An 18009-nucleotide genomic window follows, 5' to 3' on the forward strand; every position below is an offset into this window, starting at 1 on the left:
TGTGCAGCTTCTCATCGGGGGCGTACCACATTCTATCGACATCTGGGCTGGCTTTATCAAAAACACCGGCAACAAATAAAGCCGCGCTCTTGCCGCCCTGAGAGACTGACACCTGATAGTAACCCAATGCTTTTGGAAAATTATGCTCGACGAGTTCGTAGTAACTTCCCAACTCATAGTTTGCCGGAGCATAACCCTGACTGGCAGCACATTGAGTATATGCCAAACCCAACTCTCTGTTTTTGGCAACATAAATATAAAGCTTACCCAGCTCGGTTAGCGCCGGCGGATTTCCTAGGCTAGCAGCCTTATCAAGAAAAGTCAGACCATCAGTTGCAGGATTCTTGACCCCGGCACGATTACCGATCATTGCCCCCATATCATAGAAACCTTGAGGAATGTTCAGTTCGATCATCTTCTGATAGATATCCAGTGCCTTCTGTGTATCTTTCTCCACGCCCCCAGGCCACCCTGTACGATAAAGATTCGCCAAGTTGTGCATCGCCTTCCAGTGGCCGCGCTCAACTGCCTTGCTGTAAAGCTCGACGATACGACCCCAGGGCCGTAGAGTATCGGGCTTGGCCAAGGCGGCTGCTTCGCGGTACCAAGCATCGGCTTGCGAATCCAACGGCGGCAGATGGTCTTTTTCATTAACGCAGACGAATGATTTGCTGTCGGCCATAACGGAAACTCCGAAACTCAGCAGGAAAGTGAACAGATAAATAGAGATACGCATCGCTCAGTCCACCGTAAAATTGGGACTATAGGGCGTGGTGACATCCCAGAATCGTAATAAATGGGTCGTTAGAGGTTCACCATTTCGCTGCTGCTTCCAGTTCTTATCCATCTTCTGATTCCACAACTCGAAGTTTTTTTCGGTCGTTTCGGCCAACTTATAAGCATGTGCCCCCCACAACTCCTTCCGCATCGCCCTCGCCAAATCCGGATTGGGTTGGGCAATCCCCAACTCGCTGTCGCTATGCATGCTGCGGACATTGATATTGGCCGAGCTGAGCAGGGTATAGAGGTCGTCCACCAGCAGCAGCTTGGAGTGCACGTAGATGTGCTTGTAGCGCGCCTTCAGCGGCGGCGCCCCGAGGGCGGCCTCGGCTTCGGCGGACATGCGTACTGGCGGCGGGCTGCCGGGGGCGGGGTCGCTGGTGGCCAGGGTGGCGACGACCACCTTGAGGCCGGGCACGTCGGCGAGCTGGTAGGGCTTGTCGTCCTCGCCGGTGTTCTTCGCCAGTTCGGGAATGTCCTGCGCGCCGAGACCGCCGAGGCGTTGCTCGACTTCCGGCGTCACGCCTTTCTCTTCGAGCGCCTCGATCTTGCGTTGCAGCCGTTCAATGTTGTTTTCCTGGCCGCGCCGGACATAGGGATCGGGGTGCGGGTTTTCCCTGAGCTGCTTCAACTGCTCGCGCTTTTCCCGCAGGTCATGCGCCAGGTCGCGCTGCACTTGCGGCATCAGCTGCTCCTGGCCCAGGCCTTTCATCATGTCGTAGGTGGTCTTCGAGGCGTCGCTGGAGTCGGGGGTGTTGGTCACGACGAACAGGTACAGGTCGCCGGGCACGCCCCGGGCCTTGCGGGCCTGCGCGGTCTTCCGCAGGCGCTCGGCGAAGCCGGCATAACGGAAGTACTGGTTTTCCATGTAGACGTAGTCGGTGGCATTGCCCAGGGCCTTGAGATAGTGCTCCAGGATCGAGCGCTCGCCGTCCTGTGGCTGGGTCCGGCAAATCTGCGCGACGCTGTTGCTGGCGGGCGTGGCGATCTTCGGCAGCGGCAAGGCGTCGCGCTCGGCGGTCAGCGATGGCGTCGAGAACCAGCGCTTGTACCACGGCGTCTCGAGGTCCCAGGCCTCGCTGAAGTTGCGGCTGAGGTCGGCCAGCACCGGTCCCTGGACCTGCATGGAGATATCCTGCCAGGGCCCGAACCCGGGATCGCGACCGGCGGCGCGGTCGTCGAACAGGTGGGCGCTGGTGTCCCAGTAGTTGCGGTGCATGTTGTGACCCATGACGAAGCCGATGGCCTGCGGGCTGCCATAGTCGACCAGGACCATCTTCTGGTGATGGCTGGCGAACTGGGTGAGTACCAGCAACTGGCCGATGCCCAGGTCGTCGATGCCATCGGCGCGCAGCAGGTGGATCAGGCTTTGCAGCCGCCCGTTGACGAGGCGTACCTGGTCGCCGTTCATCACCGGCCTGGCCGTCTGCTCGAAGTCGCGGGTGCGGAACTCGACGTTCTGCAACCCGCCGCCGCGTACCGCCTTGAACCAGTCGCGGGTGAATATCTGCCCCCAGGGGTCCTGGCGGGTGCCGCCGGAACCGCTCTTGCCGCCATAGCCCTGGGCCTCGCTGCTGTCGAAAGTGCGCTGGATCTCGGCGTTCTCCGCCTCCAGTTCGGCGATGCGCGCCCGCGCGTGGGCGGCGCCCCGCGGGTCGAAGCTCGGCAGCCTGCCTTCGCGGTGCAGCCGTTCCGAGCGCTCCAGGGCTTCCTTCTGCCGCGCAATGACGTTGAGGTTATGCTGGCGCCGCTGCTCCAGCCGCAGCACCTCGTTGTCCACCGCGCTGCCGCTGGCGACGCCCGAGCCCGCCCAGGTGCCGCCGGAACCGCCGACGCCGGCCCCGGGGATGGTGTTTTCCTTGAGCCTGGCGAGCTGGTTGCTCCAGACCAGCACCCGTGCCTGCACCCCTTCGCGGCCCTTCGTCTGCAGCAATTCGCCGACTCGCGGTCCACCGGGGCGCTTGAAGCGCATGGCCGGGTCGAAGCCCCAGGTGATGATGTCGATGCTGTGCCGGGCCGCTTCCATCGCCGCATGCACCGCGTCGAAGACCGCCTGGCCGTTGATCAGCGGCTTGATGTGCACGCCCGCGCGCGGTGGGTAGAAGGCCTTGTTGGCGAACCAGTCGAGGGTCAGCCGGACGCTGCCGGCCTGTTGCGCGTACAGCTTGAGGGTCTGCGGTTTGTACAGGTCGCTCATGGCGTGGGGTCATCCTTGTCGGCGGCGCCGGGCCGCGAGGCGTCGCGCCGGTAGGCGTCCGGGGCGGAACGCGGCTTGTGCTGGGGCATTTCCGCCCGGTAGTCGCGGAACCCCTGCTGGGCGAGGCGGTCATCGGCCTGCAGTGCGTCCGGCTGGTCGACCATCTCCACGTCGTAGGCGTGGCCATTGGCGGTCTCGATCCGATAGGTGCGTTCGCCCGGCAGCGGCTCGAAGCTGATTGCGCCGCCTTCATCGGCGATGCCCTCCTCCTTGAGGGCACCGTTGGCGTAGAGCCGATACGGCTGCCTGGCCGCCGACGGCACGCCGGGTAACGGGCTGAGTTCGAAGCGCAGCAGCTTCTGCGGCGCTTCGCCGGCCTTCTGGGCGATAGCTCCCAGCAGCGCGCCGCCGGCCGCGGCGGCGTCGGCCGCGAGCGGTTGCAGCGGCAACAGCGCTCGCATGCCGCTGCCGATGCCGGGGCTGCCGCCGCTGTTGATCATCACCTGGGCGCCGTCGAGGGTGACGCCGCCCGGGTCGAGCCTGGCGAAGCTGCCACCGCCCTTTAGGGTCAGCTCCATGCCTGCCTCGATCACTACCTTGTCGCCGGCCTTGAAATGGATCTCGTCGCCCGCCTCGACGAACTGGCCGGTGCCGATCCTCAGGTGCAACGCATCGGCGACGCTGAGGTGGTCGGCCGCCTTCAGTTCGACCTTGCGGTCGGCGTGGACCGTGCGCTGTTCCTCGGCCCTGAACTCGCTGTAGCTATCGCCCTCGACCGTGTCGTGGCGCTCGTGGCCGACACGGATCTTCTGGTCGTGCTCGATGTTCTCGTCCCAGTCGCGCTGGGCGTGGATGAAGATCTGTTCCTGGCCCTTGCGGTCCTCGATGCGCAGTTCGTTGAAACCGCCGCCGCCGGGGTAGCTGTCGGTCTTGAAAACGCTGCGGGTCTTGTTCTGCGGCAGCTCGTAGGGCACCCGGTTTTCGCTGTGGTAGAGGCAGCCGGTGACCAGCGGCTGGTCCGGGTCGCCCTCCAGGAAACCCACCAGGACTTCCATGCCCACCCGCGGAATGGCGACGCCGCCATAGCGCTGGCCCGCCCAGTTGGAGGCGACGCGCAACCAGCAACTGGTGTCGTCGTCGGCCTGGCCGAGGCGATCCCAGAAGAACTGCACCTTGACCCGGCCGTATTGGTCGCAGTGGATGGTCTCGCCGGCGGGGCCAGTGACCACCGCCGACTGCGTCCCCAACACGTGAGGCCTGGGGTGCTCCAGCGCAGGGCGAAAAGGTACGTCCCAGGGGGTGGCGACGAAGCGGTTGCGGTAGCCCTGGCGGAAATCACCCCGGCCCTGCGCGACGTCGCTGTCGATCGACTCTTCCAGTACCTGCGGCTGCCGCCCTTCGTGGAGGACCTCGGTCAGCAGCCAGAGATCGTTCCATTCGCCGCGGGGATGCGCGGACAGGGTCAGGAAATGCCCGCTGACCAACGCCGGCTCGTCGCTTTCGCCCCTGGCCTGCCGGTAGTCGGCGCGGTGCCGCTCCAGCGCGCGCCGACTCAGGTGCTTGCCGCGCTCGCGGTGGGTGAAGCGGCCGGGGTAGTCGTAGTCCTCCAGGTCCGGCTGCTGCGCGTCGAGCGTCGGGCCATGGGCGGCCTGCATCTGCAACGCGGGTTGCTCGAAGTCGTAGTCGCGCCGGCTGACCCGGCTGGTACGGGTGTCGAAGCGCACGCCGAAGCGCTTGACCACCGGCTGGTCGGCGACCAGCCCGGCGTCCTGCACATAGGCGACGGGGCGTTGCAGCTGCGGAAAGGAGGTCTGGTCGTCGCCGAAGACCAGCACATGGCCGTCCGGGGAAAACTCATGGTGGTAGTGGATGCCCTCCTCTTCGCAGAGCCTGCTGAGGAACGCCAGGTCGGTTTCGTCGTACTGGGTGCAGTACTCGCGAGGCGGATACACCGTCGGGCCGAGTTGGAAGCGGTAGGCGTCGGCGAGGATACCGTGGCCTTCCAGCACCTGGGCGATGACCTGCGGCACGCTGAGGTGCTGGAATATCCGCTGGTTGCTGCTCAGAGCCAGGTAGGCGAGGCGCGGCACGAGCGTCACCTGGTAGCGTGTCAGGCGCTTGCCCGAATCGCCCTGGGCGACGCTGAATATCTGCCCGTGGATGCCGCCCCCTGCCGGCGACAACGCGAGGAATGCCGGCTGGTGCAGCAGCGCGTCGAGGTCGAGGTCGGGTCGTTCGCTGACCAGTTCCAGGTCGAAGCGGTATGGCTGGCTGATGGCTTCGCGGCCGGTGAAGGCGAGCACCTGCAGGTCGTGCCGAAGGTTCTCGATACGAAGACTGAAGTGCGTCTGGTTAGCGGGAGCGAACATTCACTGTCCTCTGTAAAACGCGTCCCTGCGTTTCTGGGCGGCCGGAGCCTGGAATACGGCGGGCTCGTGCCCGCGCGCGTCAAATAGTCCGAGAGGATAAAGAAAAAAAGTTGCGCAACTCTTTGCGCACCTGCCCTGGCAGGCCCGTCGTGCATGACTTGCATGACTTTGTAACCATATATTTCTGAGCGAGACATATCGCGATGGGCGCTACGACAAGACGGGCGCGGCCACCCGCGCCCGTCCCTCCTCCTCGGCCCAGCCAGCGGTGTCGACGGACGACACCTCAGGCGTAGCGTTCGCGCCCCCAGGCCAGCAGGGTTTCCAGCAGTGCACGAATGACCTCGCGGGTCGCTTCGGCGAGATCGGCGCGGTAGGCGAAGGGGACTCGCTCCTCCATGTAGGTGCACTGCGCCAGCTCCAACTGGACGGCATGGACATGCTGCCCCGGCTGGCCGTAGTGGCGGGTGATGTGGCCGCCCTTGAAGCGCCCGTTGAGCACATGGCTGTAGCCTTCGGCGGCGGCGCAGACCGCCTCCAGGCGGGCCGCCAGCGCTGGATCGCAACTGGCGCCGGCGTTGGTGCCGAGATTGAAGTCGGGCAGTCGGCCGTCGAACAGGTGCGGCACCTGGGAACGGATCGAGTGGGCGTCCCAGAGCAGCGCGTAGCCGAACTCGGCCTTCAGCCGCGCCAGTTCCTCGGCGATGGTCCGGTGGTAGGGCGTCCACACTTCGGCCAGGTAGCGCATGCGTTCCTCGGCGGACGGCGCCATGCCTTCGCGGTAGAGCGGCCGGCCGTCGAACAGGGTGTCCGGATACAGGCCGGTAGTGGCGGTGCTGTACAGCGGCTTGTCGTCGGAAGGGCGGTTGAGATCGACCACATAGCGCGAATAGTGGGCAGCCAGGGTGCTGGCGCCCAGTTCCTCGGCGAAATCGTAGAGCCGGGGAATGTGCCAGTCGGTATCGGTCAGCGCCCGCGCCTCCTCCACCAGGCCGGCGTCCACCGCCGGGGTCAGGCGCGTGCCGGGGTGCGGCATGCTGATCAGTAGCGGCACGCGGCCGCGCTTGAAACTCAGGACTTCATCCACGGTATACCTCCTCGGCGTGGCGAATGACGCGTTTCGGCAGATCGCCGCCCAGCCAGTAGGCCAGCTCCGCCGGACGCTCGATGTCCCAGGCGACGAAGTCGGCCAGCTTGCCGACCTCCAGGCTGCCGTGGCTGGCTTCCAGCCCCAGCGCCCGGGCCGCGTGCAGGGTGACGCCGGCCAGCGCCTCCTCCGGGGTCAGGCGGAACAGGGTACAGGCCATGTTCAGCATCAGGCGCAACGACAGCGCCGGCGAGGTGCCGGGATTGAGGTCGCTGGCGATGGCCATGGCCACGCCGTGCCGGCGCAGGGCATCGATCGGCGGCAGCCGGGTCTCGCGCAGCAGGTAGAAGGCGCCCGGCAGCAGCACCGCGACGGTGCCCGCCTCGCCCATGGCGCGGGCGTCGTCCTCGGTCATGTACTCCAGGTGGTCGGCCGACAAAGCCCGGTAGCGCGCCGCCAGGCTGGAACCATGCAGCGAGGATAGCTGCTCGGCGTGCAGCTTCACCGGCAGGCCCAGCTCGCGGGCGGCGACGAATACCCGCTCGACCTGCGCCGGGGAAAACGCCAGGTGCTCGCAGAAGGCGTCCACCGCGTCCACCAGTCCCTCCCCGGCCAGCGCGGGGAGCATCGTCGAGCAGATATGCTCGATGTAGTCGTCGGCGCGCCCGGCGTATTCCGGCGGTAGCGCATGGGCGGCCAGGCAGGTGCTGCGCACGGTCGCCGGCAGGCGTTCGCCGAGGCGGCGGACGACCCGTAGCATCTTGCGTTCGCTGGCCAGGTCGAGGCCGTAGCCGGACTTGATCTCCAGCGCCGTCACGCCGTCGCGCAGCAAGGGGTCCAGGCGCTTGCGCGCGCTGGCCAGCAATTCTTCTTCGCTGGCCTCGCGGGTGGCGCGTACGGTGCTGGCGATGCCGCCGCCGGCGGCGGCGATCTCGGCGTAGCTGACGCCCTCCAGGCGCTGCTCGAATTCGCCGCTGCGGTTGCCGCCGAACACCGCGTGGGTGTGGCAGTCGATCAACCCCGGGGTCAGCCAGGCACCGCCGAGGTCGATGCGTTCGGCGTAGTCGTCGGGCGGCAGTTCGGCGCGCGGGCCGATCCAGTGGATCAGCGGACCGTCGGTGACCAGGGCGGCGTCCTCGACGATCGAGTACTTGCCGCCCTTGAGGGTGGCGGCATGGCAATGCTGCCAGAGTCGTTTCATTGCAGGTCTCCTATGCTCGCGGCCAGCCGGGCGAGACTCTTCCGCTCGCCGAGGATGGCCGCCGCGCTGGCGATGTCGGGAGCCAGCCAGCGGTCGGTGTCGTACGCGGGCACGCGCTCGCGCAGGATGCCCCAGGCCGCCGCGGTGCCCTGGCCGAAGCGTTGCGGGGCGAGGAACTCGAAGGCCTGGGCGGCCAGCAGGTACTCGATGGCGAGGATCCGCCGGAGGTTCTCCAGGGCCTTGCCAAGCTTGAGCGCGGCACTGGTGCCGAGGCTCAGGTGGTCCTCCTGGAGCGCCGAGGTGACGAAGTTGTCGACCACCACCGGCTGCGCCAGCTGGCGGTTCTCGCCAGCCAGGGAGGCGGCGACGTACTGGGTGATCATCATCCCCGAGTTGACTCCCGGCTTGCCCACCAGGAACGCCGGCAGGCCGCTGACCAGCGGGTTGACCAGGCGATCCAGGCGCCGCTCGGCGACCCCGCCCAGCTCGGCCACGGCGATCGCCAGCAGGTCGGCGGCCATCGCCACCGATTCGCCGTGGGGATTGGCCTGGGATACCACCCGGTAGGCTTCCGGCGTACCCAGCAGCAGCGGGTTGTCGGTGGCCGAGTTGAGTTCGGTCTCTATCTGCCGCTCCGCGTGGGCCAACTGGTCACGGCAGGCGCCATGGATCTGCGGTATCGAGCGGATGCTCAGGGCATCCTGGGTGCGGATGCCGCGGGCGTTCTCCAGTACCTGGCTGCCAGCCAGCAAGGCCCGCAGATTGGCGGCGACCCGCTGCATCCCGGGATGCGGCTTGAGCGCAACGACCTCGGCGTCGAACGCCGCCAGTTGGCCGCGCAGGGCCTCGAAGCTCATCGCCCCGATCACGTCGGCCCACTGCGCCAGGCGCTGCGCGTCGTCCAGGGCCAGGCAGGCGAGGCCGGTCATGCACGGCGTGCCGTTGACCAGGCAGAGCCCGTCCTTGGCTCCCAGGCGCACCGTCGCCAGGCCTTCCGCCGCCAACGCGGCGGCGGCCGGCACGACGTTGCCGCGGTAGCTGACCTCGCCGATGCCGAGCAGGGCGATGCCGACGTGCGCCATGTGGGTCAGGTAGCCCACCGAGCCCTGGGCCGGCACCTGCGGGGTAATGCCGTGGTTGAGCAGCGCCAGCAGCCCTTCCACCAGCGAACGGTCGAGCCCGGACTTGCCCTGGCTGTAGTTGGCGACGGCGGCACAGATAATCGCCCGGGTCTGTTCGTCGCGCAGCGGCTCGCCGACCCCGCAGGCATGGCTGAGCAAGGTGTTGCGCGACAGCTCGGCGAGCTGCTCGCCTTCCAGCAGGACGTCGCACAACGCGCCGAGGCCGGTACTGATGCCGTAGGCACGCTCGCCGTTGGCGACGATACGGCGGACGATGGCGCGGGCATTGTCGATCCGTGTCCAGGCCGCCGCCGACAGCTCCAGGCGCGCACCATGCCGGGCCACCGCGACCAGGTCCTGCCAACGCAGCGGACCGTCGCCGAACACGACGCTCGGTAGGTCGCTCATAGGTTCGCCACCCGCCGCTGGACGAAGCGGTCGACGTAGTCGTCGGCCGGCTGGTGGAGGATTTCCCGTGGCGTGCCGACCTGGATCAGTTGGCCGTCCTTGAGGATCGCGATGCGGTTGCCGATGCGTACCGCCTCGTCGAGGTCGTGGGTGATGAAGACGATGGTCTTGTGCAGGGTTTTCTGCAGTTCCAGCAACTGGTCCTGCATGTCCGCGCGGATCAACGGATCGAGGGCGCTGAAGGCCTCGTCCATGAGGATGATCTCGGTGTCGGCGGCCAGCGCGCGGGCCAGGCCGACGCGCTGGCGCATGCCGCCGGAAAGCTGGTGCGGATAGGACTTCTCGTAGCCCTTCAGGCCCACCGTGGCGATCCAGTGCAGGGCCCGCTCGTGGCACTGCGCCCGGCTTTCGCCGCGAACCTTCAGGCCGTAGGCGACATTGTCGAGCACGCTCTTGTGCGGCAGCAGGCCGAAACTCTGGAACACCATGCTGATCTTGCGCCGGCGGAATTGCCGGAGGGCTTCCATGTCGTAGCGCAGGATGTCCTCGCCATCCACCAGGATCTCGCCGCTGGTGGGGTCGATCAGGCGGTTGAAATGGCGCACCAGGGTCGACTTGCCGGAACCCGACAGGCCCATGATCACGAAGATCTCGCCAGCGCCGATGGTCAGCGACAGGTCGTTGACGCCGACCACGCAGCCGGTCTGCGCCAGCACCTCGGCCTTGCTCCGCCCCTGGCGGATCAGCGCCAGCGCGGCATCGGCGCGCGGGCCGAAGATCTTGAACACGTTCTTCACTTCGATCTTGTTCATCTGCGCACCGCTCATTTGCTCGTCTCGTGCCGGGAACGGCCGTAGGCCTGGGTGATGCGGTCGATCACCACCGCGAGGATGACGATCGCCAGGCCGGCTTCCAGGCCCTTGCCCACGTTCAGCGTCTGGATGCCCACCAGTACGTCCTCGCCGAGGCCGCGGGCGCCGATCATCGAAGCGATCACCACCATCGACAGGGCCATCATGGTGGTCTGGTTGATCCCCGCCATGATGCTCGGCAGGGCCAGCGGCAACTGCACGCCGAACAGTTGCTGCCAGCGGTTGGCGCCGAAGGCGTTGACCGCCTCCATCACCTCGCTGTCGACCTGGCGGATGCCCAGGTCGGTGAGGCGGATCAGCGGCGGCGCGGCATAGATCACGGTGGCGAAGATCGCCGGCACCTTGCCCAGGCCGAACAGCATCAGCACCGGGATCAGGTACACGAAGCTGGGCATGGTCTGCATGATGTCCAGCAGCGGCATCAGCACCGCGCGCAGGCGGTTGCTGCGCGCGGCGAGGATGCCCAGGGGAATGCCGATCAACACCGAGATGAAGGTCGCCACCAGCATCAGCGCTAGGGTCTGCATCAGCTTGTCCCAGAGGCCGACGGCGCCGACCAGGAACAGCAGGCCGGTGATCACCAGGGTCGGCAGCAGGCGCCGGGTGGCGTGCCAGGCGATCGCCGCGACGATCGCCAGTAACAGCCACCAGGGCGTGGCGCGGAGCAGCCCTTCGAGGTTGACGATGGCCCACAGCAGGGTGTCGGAGATCTTGCGGAACAGGTCGCCGTAGTTGGTCACCAGGGCGTCGACCCACGCGTTGACCCAGTCGGCGATGGAAAATGTCAGGCGTTCGGGAAACATGGTCTGCTCTCGTCGGTCGTGGGTTCAGAGTGCCGCTTCGATCTTCTTCGCCGCGTCCTCGTCGACCCAGGCGTGCCAGACCTCGGGGTGCTCCTTGAGGAACTCGCGCGCCAGGCGCGCCGCATCGATCCTGTCCTTGGCCATTCGCGCCAGGTCGCTGTTCAGCAGCTCCGCCGGCAGGTTGACTTTCTCCAGTACCGCCACCAGCTCCGGCGCCTGGTCGTGGAAGGTCCGCGACAGGCCGACCTGGATCCTGATGCGCTTGTCGACGCCGGGCCTTTCCTCCAGGCGCACCAGGTCGGCGCGGCCCATCAACGGCGTCGGCGACCAGTAGTAGAACAGGATAGGCTCGCCGCGCCGATAGCTCGACAGCACCGCCGCGTCCAGTGCCGGGCCGGTGCCCGGGCGGAAATTGGTGAACGTCTCCTCCAGGCCGTAGCTTTTCAGCATCTCGCTGTTCTCCAGCTCGCAGGTCCAGCCGGCCGGGCAATTGTAGAAGCGCCCCTTGCCCGGCTCTTCCGGGTCGCGGAAGACCTCGGCGTACTGCGCCAGGTCGGCGATAGAGCGCAGCTTCGGCGCCTTCGCCTCGAGCTTGCGCTGCGGGTCGCCCTCGATCACGTAGCGCGGCACGTACCAGCCCTCCACCGCGCCGACGATGGGTTCGCCGACGCCGACCACCTTGCCGGCCGCGGCGGCCTTGTTCCAGGCGTCGCTGCGACCGATCCACTCCTCGGCGAAGACCTGGATGTCATTGGTGCTCAGCGCCTGCTCCATGGTGATCGAGTTGCCCGGCAGGCTATCGGTGGTACAGCCGTAGCCCTTGGCCAGGACGAACTGCATCAGCTCGGTGAGCAGGGTACCGCTCTCCCAGTTCAGCCCGGCGAACTTCACCGTCCTGCCGGACTCGCACCAGCCTTCCGCCTGGGCGCCCGCCGCGGCGGCGAGCAAGCCGAGGGCACAGAGAACACTCAACATCGACTTCTTGTATCGCATGGTTCGACGCTCCAGATGCACGATTGGGAAAGGCAGTTGGAAAACCTGCGGGCCGCGGGCGGCCCTGATCGTTGTTATTGGACGGCGAGCGCGCTCGCCGCTGGTTCCGTTGCAGCCCTCCCTGGGCATCGGGGGCGGACGCCCGCCCGGTATGTCGTGTCTCCTTTCAATGGGTACGGCAGGGAACGCCCGCCCTTACAGGCTCGGCAACAGCCGCGCCGGTAGCAGCGCGTTCAGGCAGCCGCTGGCCAGGAGCTGGCTGGCGGCCTCGATGTCGGGAGCGAAGAAGCGGTCCTCCTGGTAGTACGCGACCTTGGCACGCAGCAGGCCACGGGCCTGCTCCAGCTTCGGCGAACTCTTCAGGCCTTCGCGGAAGTCCAGGCCCTGGCAGGCCCCCAGCCATTCCACGGCAAGGATCCCGCGGACGTTCTCGGCCATCGCCCAGAGGCGCTTGCCGGCGTTCGGCGCCATCGACACGTGGTCTTCCTGGTTGGCCGAGGTCGGCAAGCTGTCGACGCTGGCCGGGTGGGCCAGGGCCTTGTTGTCGCTGGCCAGGGCGGCGGCGGTGACCTGGGCGATCATGAAGCCGGAATTGACCCCGCCGTTGGCCACCAGGAACGGCGGCAGCTGCGACATGTGCATGTCCATCATCAGGGAGATGCGCCGCTCGGACAGCGAACCGATCTCGGCCAGCGCCAGGGCCAGGTTGTCGGCAGCCATCGCCACCGGTTCGGCGTGGAAGTTGCCGCCGGAAACCACATCGCCTTCGGCGGCGAACACCAGCGGGTTGTCGGACACCGCGTTGGCCTCGATCTCCAGCACTTCGGCGGCCTGGCGCATCTGGGTCAGGCAGGCGCCCATCACCTGCGGCTGGCAACGCAGCGAGTAAGGGTCCTGGACCTTGTCGCATTTCTCGTGGGAACGCGCCACCTCGCTGCTGGCGGTGAGCAGGTCGCGGTAGGCCGCGGCCACGTCGATCTGCCCGCGCTGGCCACGCGCCGCATGGATGCGCGCGTCGAACGGCGCCCGCGAACCGAGCATCGCCTCGACGCTGAGCCCGCCGCAGACGGTGGCGGCGGCGAACAGGTCCTCGGCCTCGAACAGGCCGCGCAGGGCGTAGGCGGTGGACACCTGGGTGCCGTTGAGCAGCGCCAACCCCTCCTTCGCCGCCAGGGTCAGCGGCTCCAGCCCGGCCAGCGCCAGCGCCTCGGTCGCCGGCAACCATTCGCCGTTGTGGCGGGCCTTGCTCTCGCCGATCAGCAACAACGACATGTGCGCCAGTGGCGCCAGGTCGCCGGAAGCACCCACCGAGCCTTTCAGCGGAATATGCGGATAGACCTCGGCGTTGATCAGCGCGATCAGCGCGTCGATCACCTTGCGGCGGATGCCGGAGAAGCCGCGCGCCAGGCTGTTCACCTTGAGCAGCATGACCAGCCGCACCATCGCATCGTCCAGCGCCTCGCCAACGCCGGCGGCATGCGAAAGGACAATGGAGCGCTGCAGCTTCTCCAGGTCGGACGGGGAGATCCGCGTCGAGGCCAGCAGGCCGAAGCCGGTGTTGATGCCGTAGGCGGTGCGGCCCTCGGCGATGATGCTCTCGACGCAGGCTACGCTGGCGGCGATCGGCGCCTCGGCGCTGGCATCCAGGCTCAGGTGCAGCGGGGCGAGGTAGGCTTGACGCAGTTCGGCGAGGGTCAGCTGGCCGGGTTTCAGGTGCAGGCTCATCGAGGGTCTCCTTGGCCGTTCGTCGGTGCCGGCGGCTTCGTTATCCATTCACGGTGCTTCACGGGACCGGAGGACGGCACACCGGCCTCCGGCAATGCGGTTCAGGCGCCCGGCTCGACGAAGGCGCCGCGGTCCTGCGGCAGGACCAGGCGTTCGGGCGCCTGGCGCGAGGCCTTGCGACGGGCTACCAGGTAGTAGAGGATGGCCGGAACCACCAGCCCGATGATCCAGGAAATGTCCACGCCGCCGAGGTGCTCGACCATCGGCCCGGTATACAGCTTGGTCGCCAGGAACGGCATCTGCACCAGTACGCCGAGGGTATAGACGGCGATGCCCGCTACGTTCCAGCGGCCGTAGCGACCGTCGGGATCGGCCAGCGCCGGGACGTCGTAGCGCTCGCGGGTGATGAAGTAGTAGTCGACCAGGTTCACCGCGCTCCACGGAGTGAAGAAAGTCAGCAGGAACAGGATGAAGGACTTGAACGCCGCCAGGAACGAATGCTGGCCGAGCAGCGCGATGACGGTGGAGGCGCCGACGATCGCGAGGACGAAGAACAGGCGTTGCAGGCGGGTGATCTCCAGTTGGCCGCGCACGCTGCTGATGATGGTGGCGATGCACATGAAGCTGCCGTAGGAGTTCAGCGTGGAAATGGTCACCTTGCCGAAGGCGATACTGAAGTAGAGCAGCGCGGCGATCGTCCCGCTGCTGCCCAGGCCGACGATGTAGGCCACTTCGCGACCGGCGAACTGGCCGTTGGCCATGGCCGCCGCGAGCACCCCGAGGACCATCGAGGCCTGGGCGCCGAGCACCGAACCGAGGCCGACGGCGAGGAAGGTCTTCCAGCCCGAGGTCGACGCCGGCAGGTAGCGCGAATAATCGGCCACGTAGGGACCGAAGGCGATCTGCCAGGACGCCGCCAGCGACACCGCGAGGAGGAACGAGGCCCAGCTGAAGTGACGGATGGCGAGCAGTTCGCCGATGTCGCCGAGCAGCATCACGCGGCTGAACAGGTAGACGAAGGCGATGATGCCGAGGACGCTGGCGATCCGCCCGATGATGTGGATGACGCGGTAGCCGAGTACCGTCACCAGGACGATGAAGCTGGCGAAGATGAGGATGCCGGCGCTGTCGCTGAGTCCGCTCATCTGGCCGATGGCCTGGCCGGAAAGCACCGTGCCGGTGGCGGTGAAGCCCAGGTACATCAGGCACACCAGGGCGATCGGGATGCAGGCGCCGTAGACGCCGAACTGCACCCGGCTGGAGATCATCTGCGGCAAGCCCAGCCGCGGCCCCTGCGCGGCGTGCAGGGCCATCACCGCGCCGCCGAGAAGCTGGCCGATGAGCAGGCCGACCAGCGACCAGAACACGTCGCCGCCGAGCACCACGGCGAGGGCGCCGGTGACGATGGCGGTGATCTGCAGGTTGGCTCCCAGCCAGAGGGTGAACTGGCTGTAGAGACGGCCGTGGCGCTCGTTCGCCGGGATGTAGTCGATCGAGCGCCGTTCGATCAAAGGCTTGCTGTCGCTGCCCTGGGTCATACTGCTGTACTCCGCGGCGGCTCGCGCGCCGCCATTCTTGTTGTGGCCTGGTCGGGACAGTGGGTGGCCGCCCCCACGCCCCGCCGGCGTGGAGGCGGTTTCCGAGGTCAGCGCTTGGCGGTGATCATCGGCAGGTTCAGGCCCTGCTCCCTGGCACAGTCGATGGCGATCTGGTAGCCGGCATCGGCGTGGCGCATCACGCCGGTCCCCGGATCGTTGGTCAGTACCCGGGCGATGCGCGCGGCGGCCTCGTCGCTGCCGTCGCAGACGATCACCATCCCGGAGTGCTGGGAGAAGCCCATGCCCACGCCACCGCCGTGGTGCAGCGAGACCCAGGTGGCGCCACTGGCGGTGTTCAGCAGGGCGTTCAGCAGTGGCCAGTCGGAAACGGCGTCGGAGCCATCCTGCATCGCCTCGGTCTCGCGGTTCGGGCTGGACACCGAACCGGAGTCGAGGTGGTCGCGGCCGATGACGATCGGCGCGGACAGCTCGCCGCTGCGCACCATCTCGTTGAAGGCCAGGCCGAGCTTGGCGCGCAGGCCCAGGCCGACCCAGCAGATACGTGCCGGCAGGCCCTGGAAACTGATGCGCTCGCGGGCCATGTCCAGCCAGCGGTGCAGGTGGGCGTCATCGGGAATCAGTTGCTTGACCTTGGCGTCGGTCCTGTAGATGTCCTGCGGATCGCCCGACAGCGCGGCCCAGCGGAACGGGCCGATGCCGCGGCAGAACAGCGGGCGGATGTAGGCCGGGACGAAACCGGGGAAATCGAAGGCGTTGGCCACCCCCTCTTCCTTGGCCATCTGGCGGATGTTGTTGCCGTAGTCGAAGGTCGGGATGCCCTGTTTCTGGAACGCCAGCATGGCCTCCACGTGCTTCGCCATGGACTGCTTGGCGGCCTTGACCACGGCGGCCGGGTCGGTCTGCGCGCGGTCGCGGTACTCTTCCCAGGTCCAGCCGGCCGGCAGGTAGCCGTTGAGCGGGTCGTGGGCGCTGGTCTGGTCGGTGACCATGTCCGGGCGTACGCCGCGGCGAACCAGTTCCGGCAGGATCTCGGCGGCATTGCCCAGCAGGGCGATGGAGATGGCCTTGCCTTCGGCGGTGTAGCGCTGGATCCGCGCCAGGGCGTCGTCCAGGTCCTTGGCCTGCTCGTCGACGTAGCGACTGCGCAGGCGGAAGTCGATGCGGCTCTGCTGGCACTCGATGTTCAGCGAACAGGCGCCGGCCAGGGTCGCCGCCAGCGGCTGGGCGCCGCCCATGCCGCCGAGACCGGCGGTGAGCACCCAGCGCCCGGTGAGATTGCCGTCGTAGTGCTGGCGGCCGGCCTCGACGAAGGTTTCATAGGTACCCTGGACGATGCCCTGGCTGCCGATATAGATCCAGCTGCCGGCGGTCATCTGGCCGTACATGGCCAGGCCCTTGGCATCCAGCTCGTTGAAGTGCTCCCAGTTGGCCCAGTGCGGTACCAGGTTGGAGTTGGCGATCAGCACGCGCGGCGCGTTGGCGTGGGTTTTGAACACCCCGACCGGCTTGCCGGATTGCACCAGCAGGGTCTCGTCCTCGTTCAGCTCTTTCAGGGTCTCGACGATCCTGTCGTAGCATTCCCAGTTGCGCGCGGCGCGGCCGATGCCGCCGTACACCACCAGCTCCTTCGGATTCTCGGCCACCTCGGGGTCGAGGTTGTTCATCAGCATGCGCAGCGGCGCTTCGGTCAGCCAGCTCTTGGCGGTCAGCGTGTTGCCGCGCGGCGCGCGGATTTCGATATCGCGGAATTTGCTCGGGGTGGTCACGGCAGGCTCCTGGGGCGTAGCGTTGAACGGCTGGCGCCCCATGCGGGGCGCCCGAATCCGGGTGGAAGCAGAGGTTGCGGCGGGCTTGCCGTACACATCTATGCTTGTACATACAAGTATAAGCAAAGGCAGGGCCAAGTCTGCCGCAGCACCTCGCGAAACGCCTCCGACCGACCCTGCAGTTGAAAATCAACCCATTGATTCGAATGATCTTTTTCTCAAGGAAGAAGTGGCGATGATCCTAGGTGGCGAACGCGGCAAGCGACCGTGGGCGCTCCCCAGACAGAAACTTCCGCACCCGAGTGGGGCATTCGGTAACACCTCTCAGCGCAAATGTGGGTAGCCCCAGCCCTGCGCCTGCCGCTCGTAGTCGAGGAGAATCCGGTAGTGTTCCTCGCCGGCCGGAAGGAAGGACTTCAGCACCAGGGTGCGGGCCAGCTCCGGGCACTCCACGAGAGTCAGGTTCAGTGCCTCGAACAGCTCGCTGCGTTGCGCCGCGCTCCACTGCAGCGAGGTAATCAGCGGCAGCGCCGGGCTCGGTGCGCTGCGCCCGAGCACGCGCAACCCGGCCAGGCGCTGCGGGGCATGACGCTGCAAATAGCCGAAGGTCACCGCGTCCACCGAGGTCAGTTCGGCCTCACCCGCCGCGACCATGGCCAGGCTGCGCAGGTGGCCGCCGCTGATATGCACTTCGGCGAAGAACGCCGAGTCTCGTCCCAGCGGCGCCAGCGCATGGCGCAGCAGGTTCATGCCGCTGTTGGAGTCGTGGTCGTTGAGCGCCAGGCGGGTATTGCGGAAGTCGCCGAGGCGCTGGCGCGCCTGTCCTTCGGCAGCGACGAACAGACTGCAATGCTCGCCGGGAGCGCAATCGGGCAAGTCGTAGCTGGGCACCGCGAGCACCGCCACCTGGCCACGCAACTGGGTCATCAGCGGATAGCCGCAGGTCTGCGCGAACAGCAGGTTAGGCTGTCGCCACTGCACCGCCAGATCGGCGGCGGCCGGCGCGTAACGGCGCACGCCCAGGCGCCGGCAGACCTCGCCGATGAAGGTTGCGCCGGCCTGCCTGACGCAGTCCGGCTCGACATACATGTCCAGCGCCGCCACCACCGGGGTATCGATCATGCTCTC

The 18009-nt window shown here is 67.0% G+C and carries 13 protein-coding genes; all 13 read right to left on the reverse strand.

Translation table 11 applies throughout. From position 1 onward, the window contains the following. Positions 1-736: tetratricopeptide repeat protein (locus HMPREF2886_RS31110; protein WP_070749069.1), on the reverse strand; the 736-nt coding region annotated here is incomplete at its 3' end. 3 nt (positions 737-739) lie between these two features. After that, the gene (gene pldB / locus HMPREF2886_RS31115) at positions 740-2977 is read right to left on the reverse strand and encodes a type VI secrection system-dependent phospholipase D effector PldB (protein ID WP_070749071.1); all 2238 of its coding nucleotides are present in this window, start codon (positions 2975-2977) and stop codon (positions 740-742) included. Beyond that, a complete protein-coding gene (locus HMPREF2886_RS31120) occupies positions 2974-5346 on the reverse strand; it encodes a type VI secretion system Vgr family protein (protein ID WP_070749073.1) in 2373 nt (790 codons plus the stop codon). Before HMPREF2886_RS31120 ends, pldB begins: the two co-directional genes overlap by 4 nt. Before the next feature lie 286 nt (positions 5347-5632). Then, entirely contained in the window at positions 5633-6433 is an 801-nt protein-coding gene (gene hutG / locus HMPREF2886_RS31125) for an N-formylglutamate deformylase (protein ID WP_033977058.1), read from the reverse strand. Beyond that, positions 6426-7634, reverse strand: coding sequence for an imidazolonepropionase (hutI, locus tag HMPREF2886_RS31130; protein ID WP_033977060.1), 1209 nt, complete (start codon positions 7632-7634; stop codon positions 6426-6428). Before hutI ends, hutG begins: the two co-directional genes overlap by 8 nt. Then, positions 7631-9163 carry an HAL/PAL/TAL family ammonia-lyase gene (hutH, locus tag HMPREF2886_RS31135; protein ID WP_070749075.1) on the reverse strand — a complete coding sequence of 511 codons (1533 nt, stop codon included), beginning with the start codon at positions 9161-9163 and terminating at the stop codon, positions 7631-7633. The genes hutI and hutH (HMPREF2886_RS31135) overlap by 4 nt, the downstream gene beginning before the upstream one ends. Continuing rightward, the gene (locus tag HMPREF2886_RS31140; protein WP_003135837.1) at positions 9160-9990 is read right to left on the reverse strand and encodes a quaternary amine ABC transporter ATP-binding protein; all 831 of its coding nucleotides are present in this window, start codon (positions 9988-9990) and stop codon (positions 9160-9162) included. Before HMPREF2886_RS31140 ends, hutH (HMPREF2886_RS31135) begins: the two co-directional genes overlap by 4 nt. After that, complete coding sequence (locus HMPREF2886_RS31145) at positions 9987-10838, reverse strand: ABC transporter permease (protein WP_003095946.1); 852 nt, start codon at positions 10836-10838, stop codon at positions 9987-9989. Before HMPREF2886_RS31145 ends, HMPREF2886_RS31140 begins: the two co-directional genes overlap by 4 nt. Before the next feature lie 24 nt (positions 10839-10862). After that, positions 10863-11831: an ABC transporter substrate-binding protein gene (locus tag HMPREF2886_RS31150; RefSeq protein WP_033967718.1), complete on the reverse strand. Its 969-nt coding sequence runs from the start codon at positions 11829-11831 to the stop codon at positions 10863-10865. Between the two features lie 195 nt (positions 11832-12026). Continuing rightward, on the reverse strand, positions 12027-13556 hold the full coding sequence (gene hutH / locus HMPREF2886_RS31155) for a histidine ammonia-lyase (RefSeq protein ID WP_070749077.1): 1530 nt from the start codon (positions 13554-13556) through the stop codon (positions 12027-12029). Between the two features lie 101 nt (positions 13557-13657). After that, positions 13658-15094: a purine-cytosine permease family protein gene (locus HMPREF2886_RS31160; protein ID WP_070749079.1), complete on the reverse strand. Its 1437-nt coding sequence runs from the start codon at positions 15092-15094 to the stop codon at positions 13658-13660. 107 nt (positions 15095-15201) lie between these two features. Further along, positions 15202-16881, reverse strand: coding sequence for a urocanate hydratase (hutU, locus tag HMPREF2886_RS31165; RefSeq protein WP_033977064.1), 1680 nt, complete (start codon positions 16879-16881; stop codon positions 15202-15204). 324 nt (positions 16882-17205) lie between these two features. After that, positions 17206-18003: a phosphate/phosphite/phosphonate ABC transporter substrate-binding protein gene (locus HMPREF2886_RS31170; protein ID WP_033967713.1), complete on the reverse strand. Its 798-nt coding sequence runs from the start codon at positions 18001-18003 to the stop codon at positions 17206-17208. Between the last annotated feature and the right edge of the window lie 6 nt (positions 18004-18009).

Source organism: Pseudomonas sp. HMSC066A08 (genome assembly GCF_001813025.1).
Lineage (GTDB): Bacteria > Pseudomonadota > Gammaproteobacteria > Pseudomonadales > Pseudomonadaceae > Pseudomonas > Pseudomonas aeruginosa.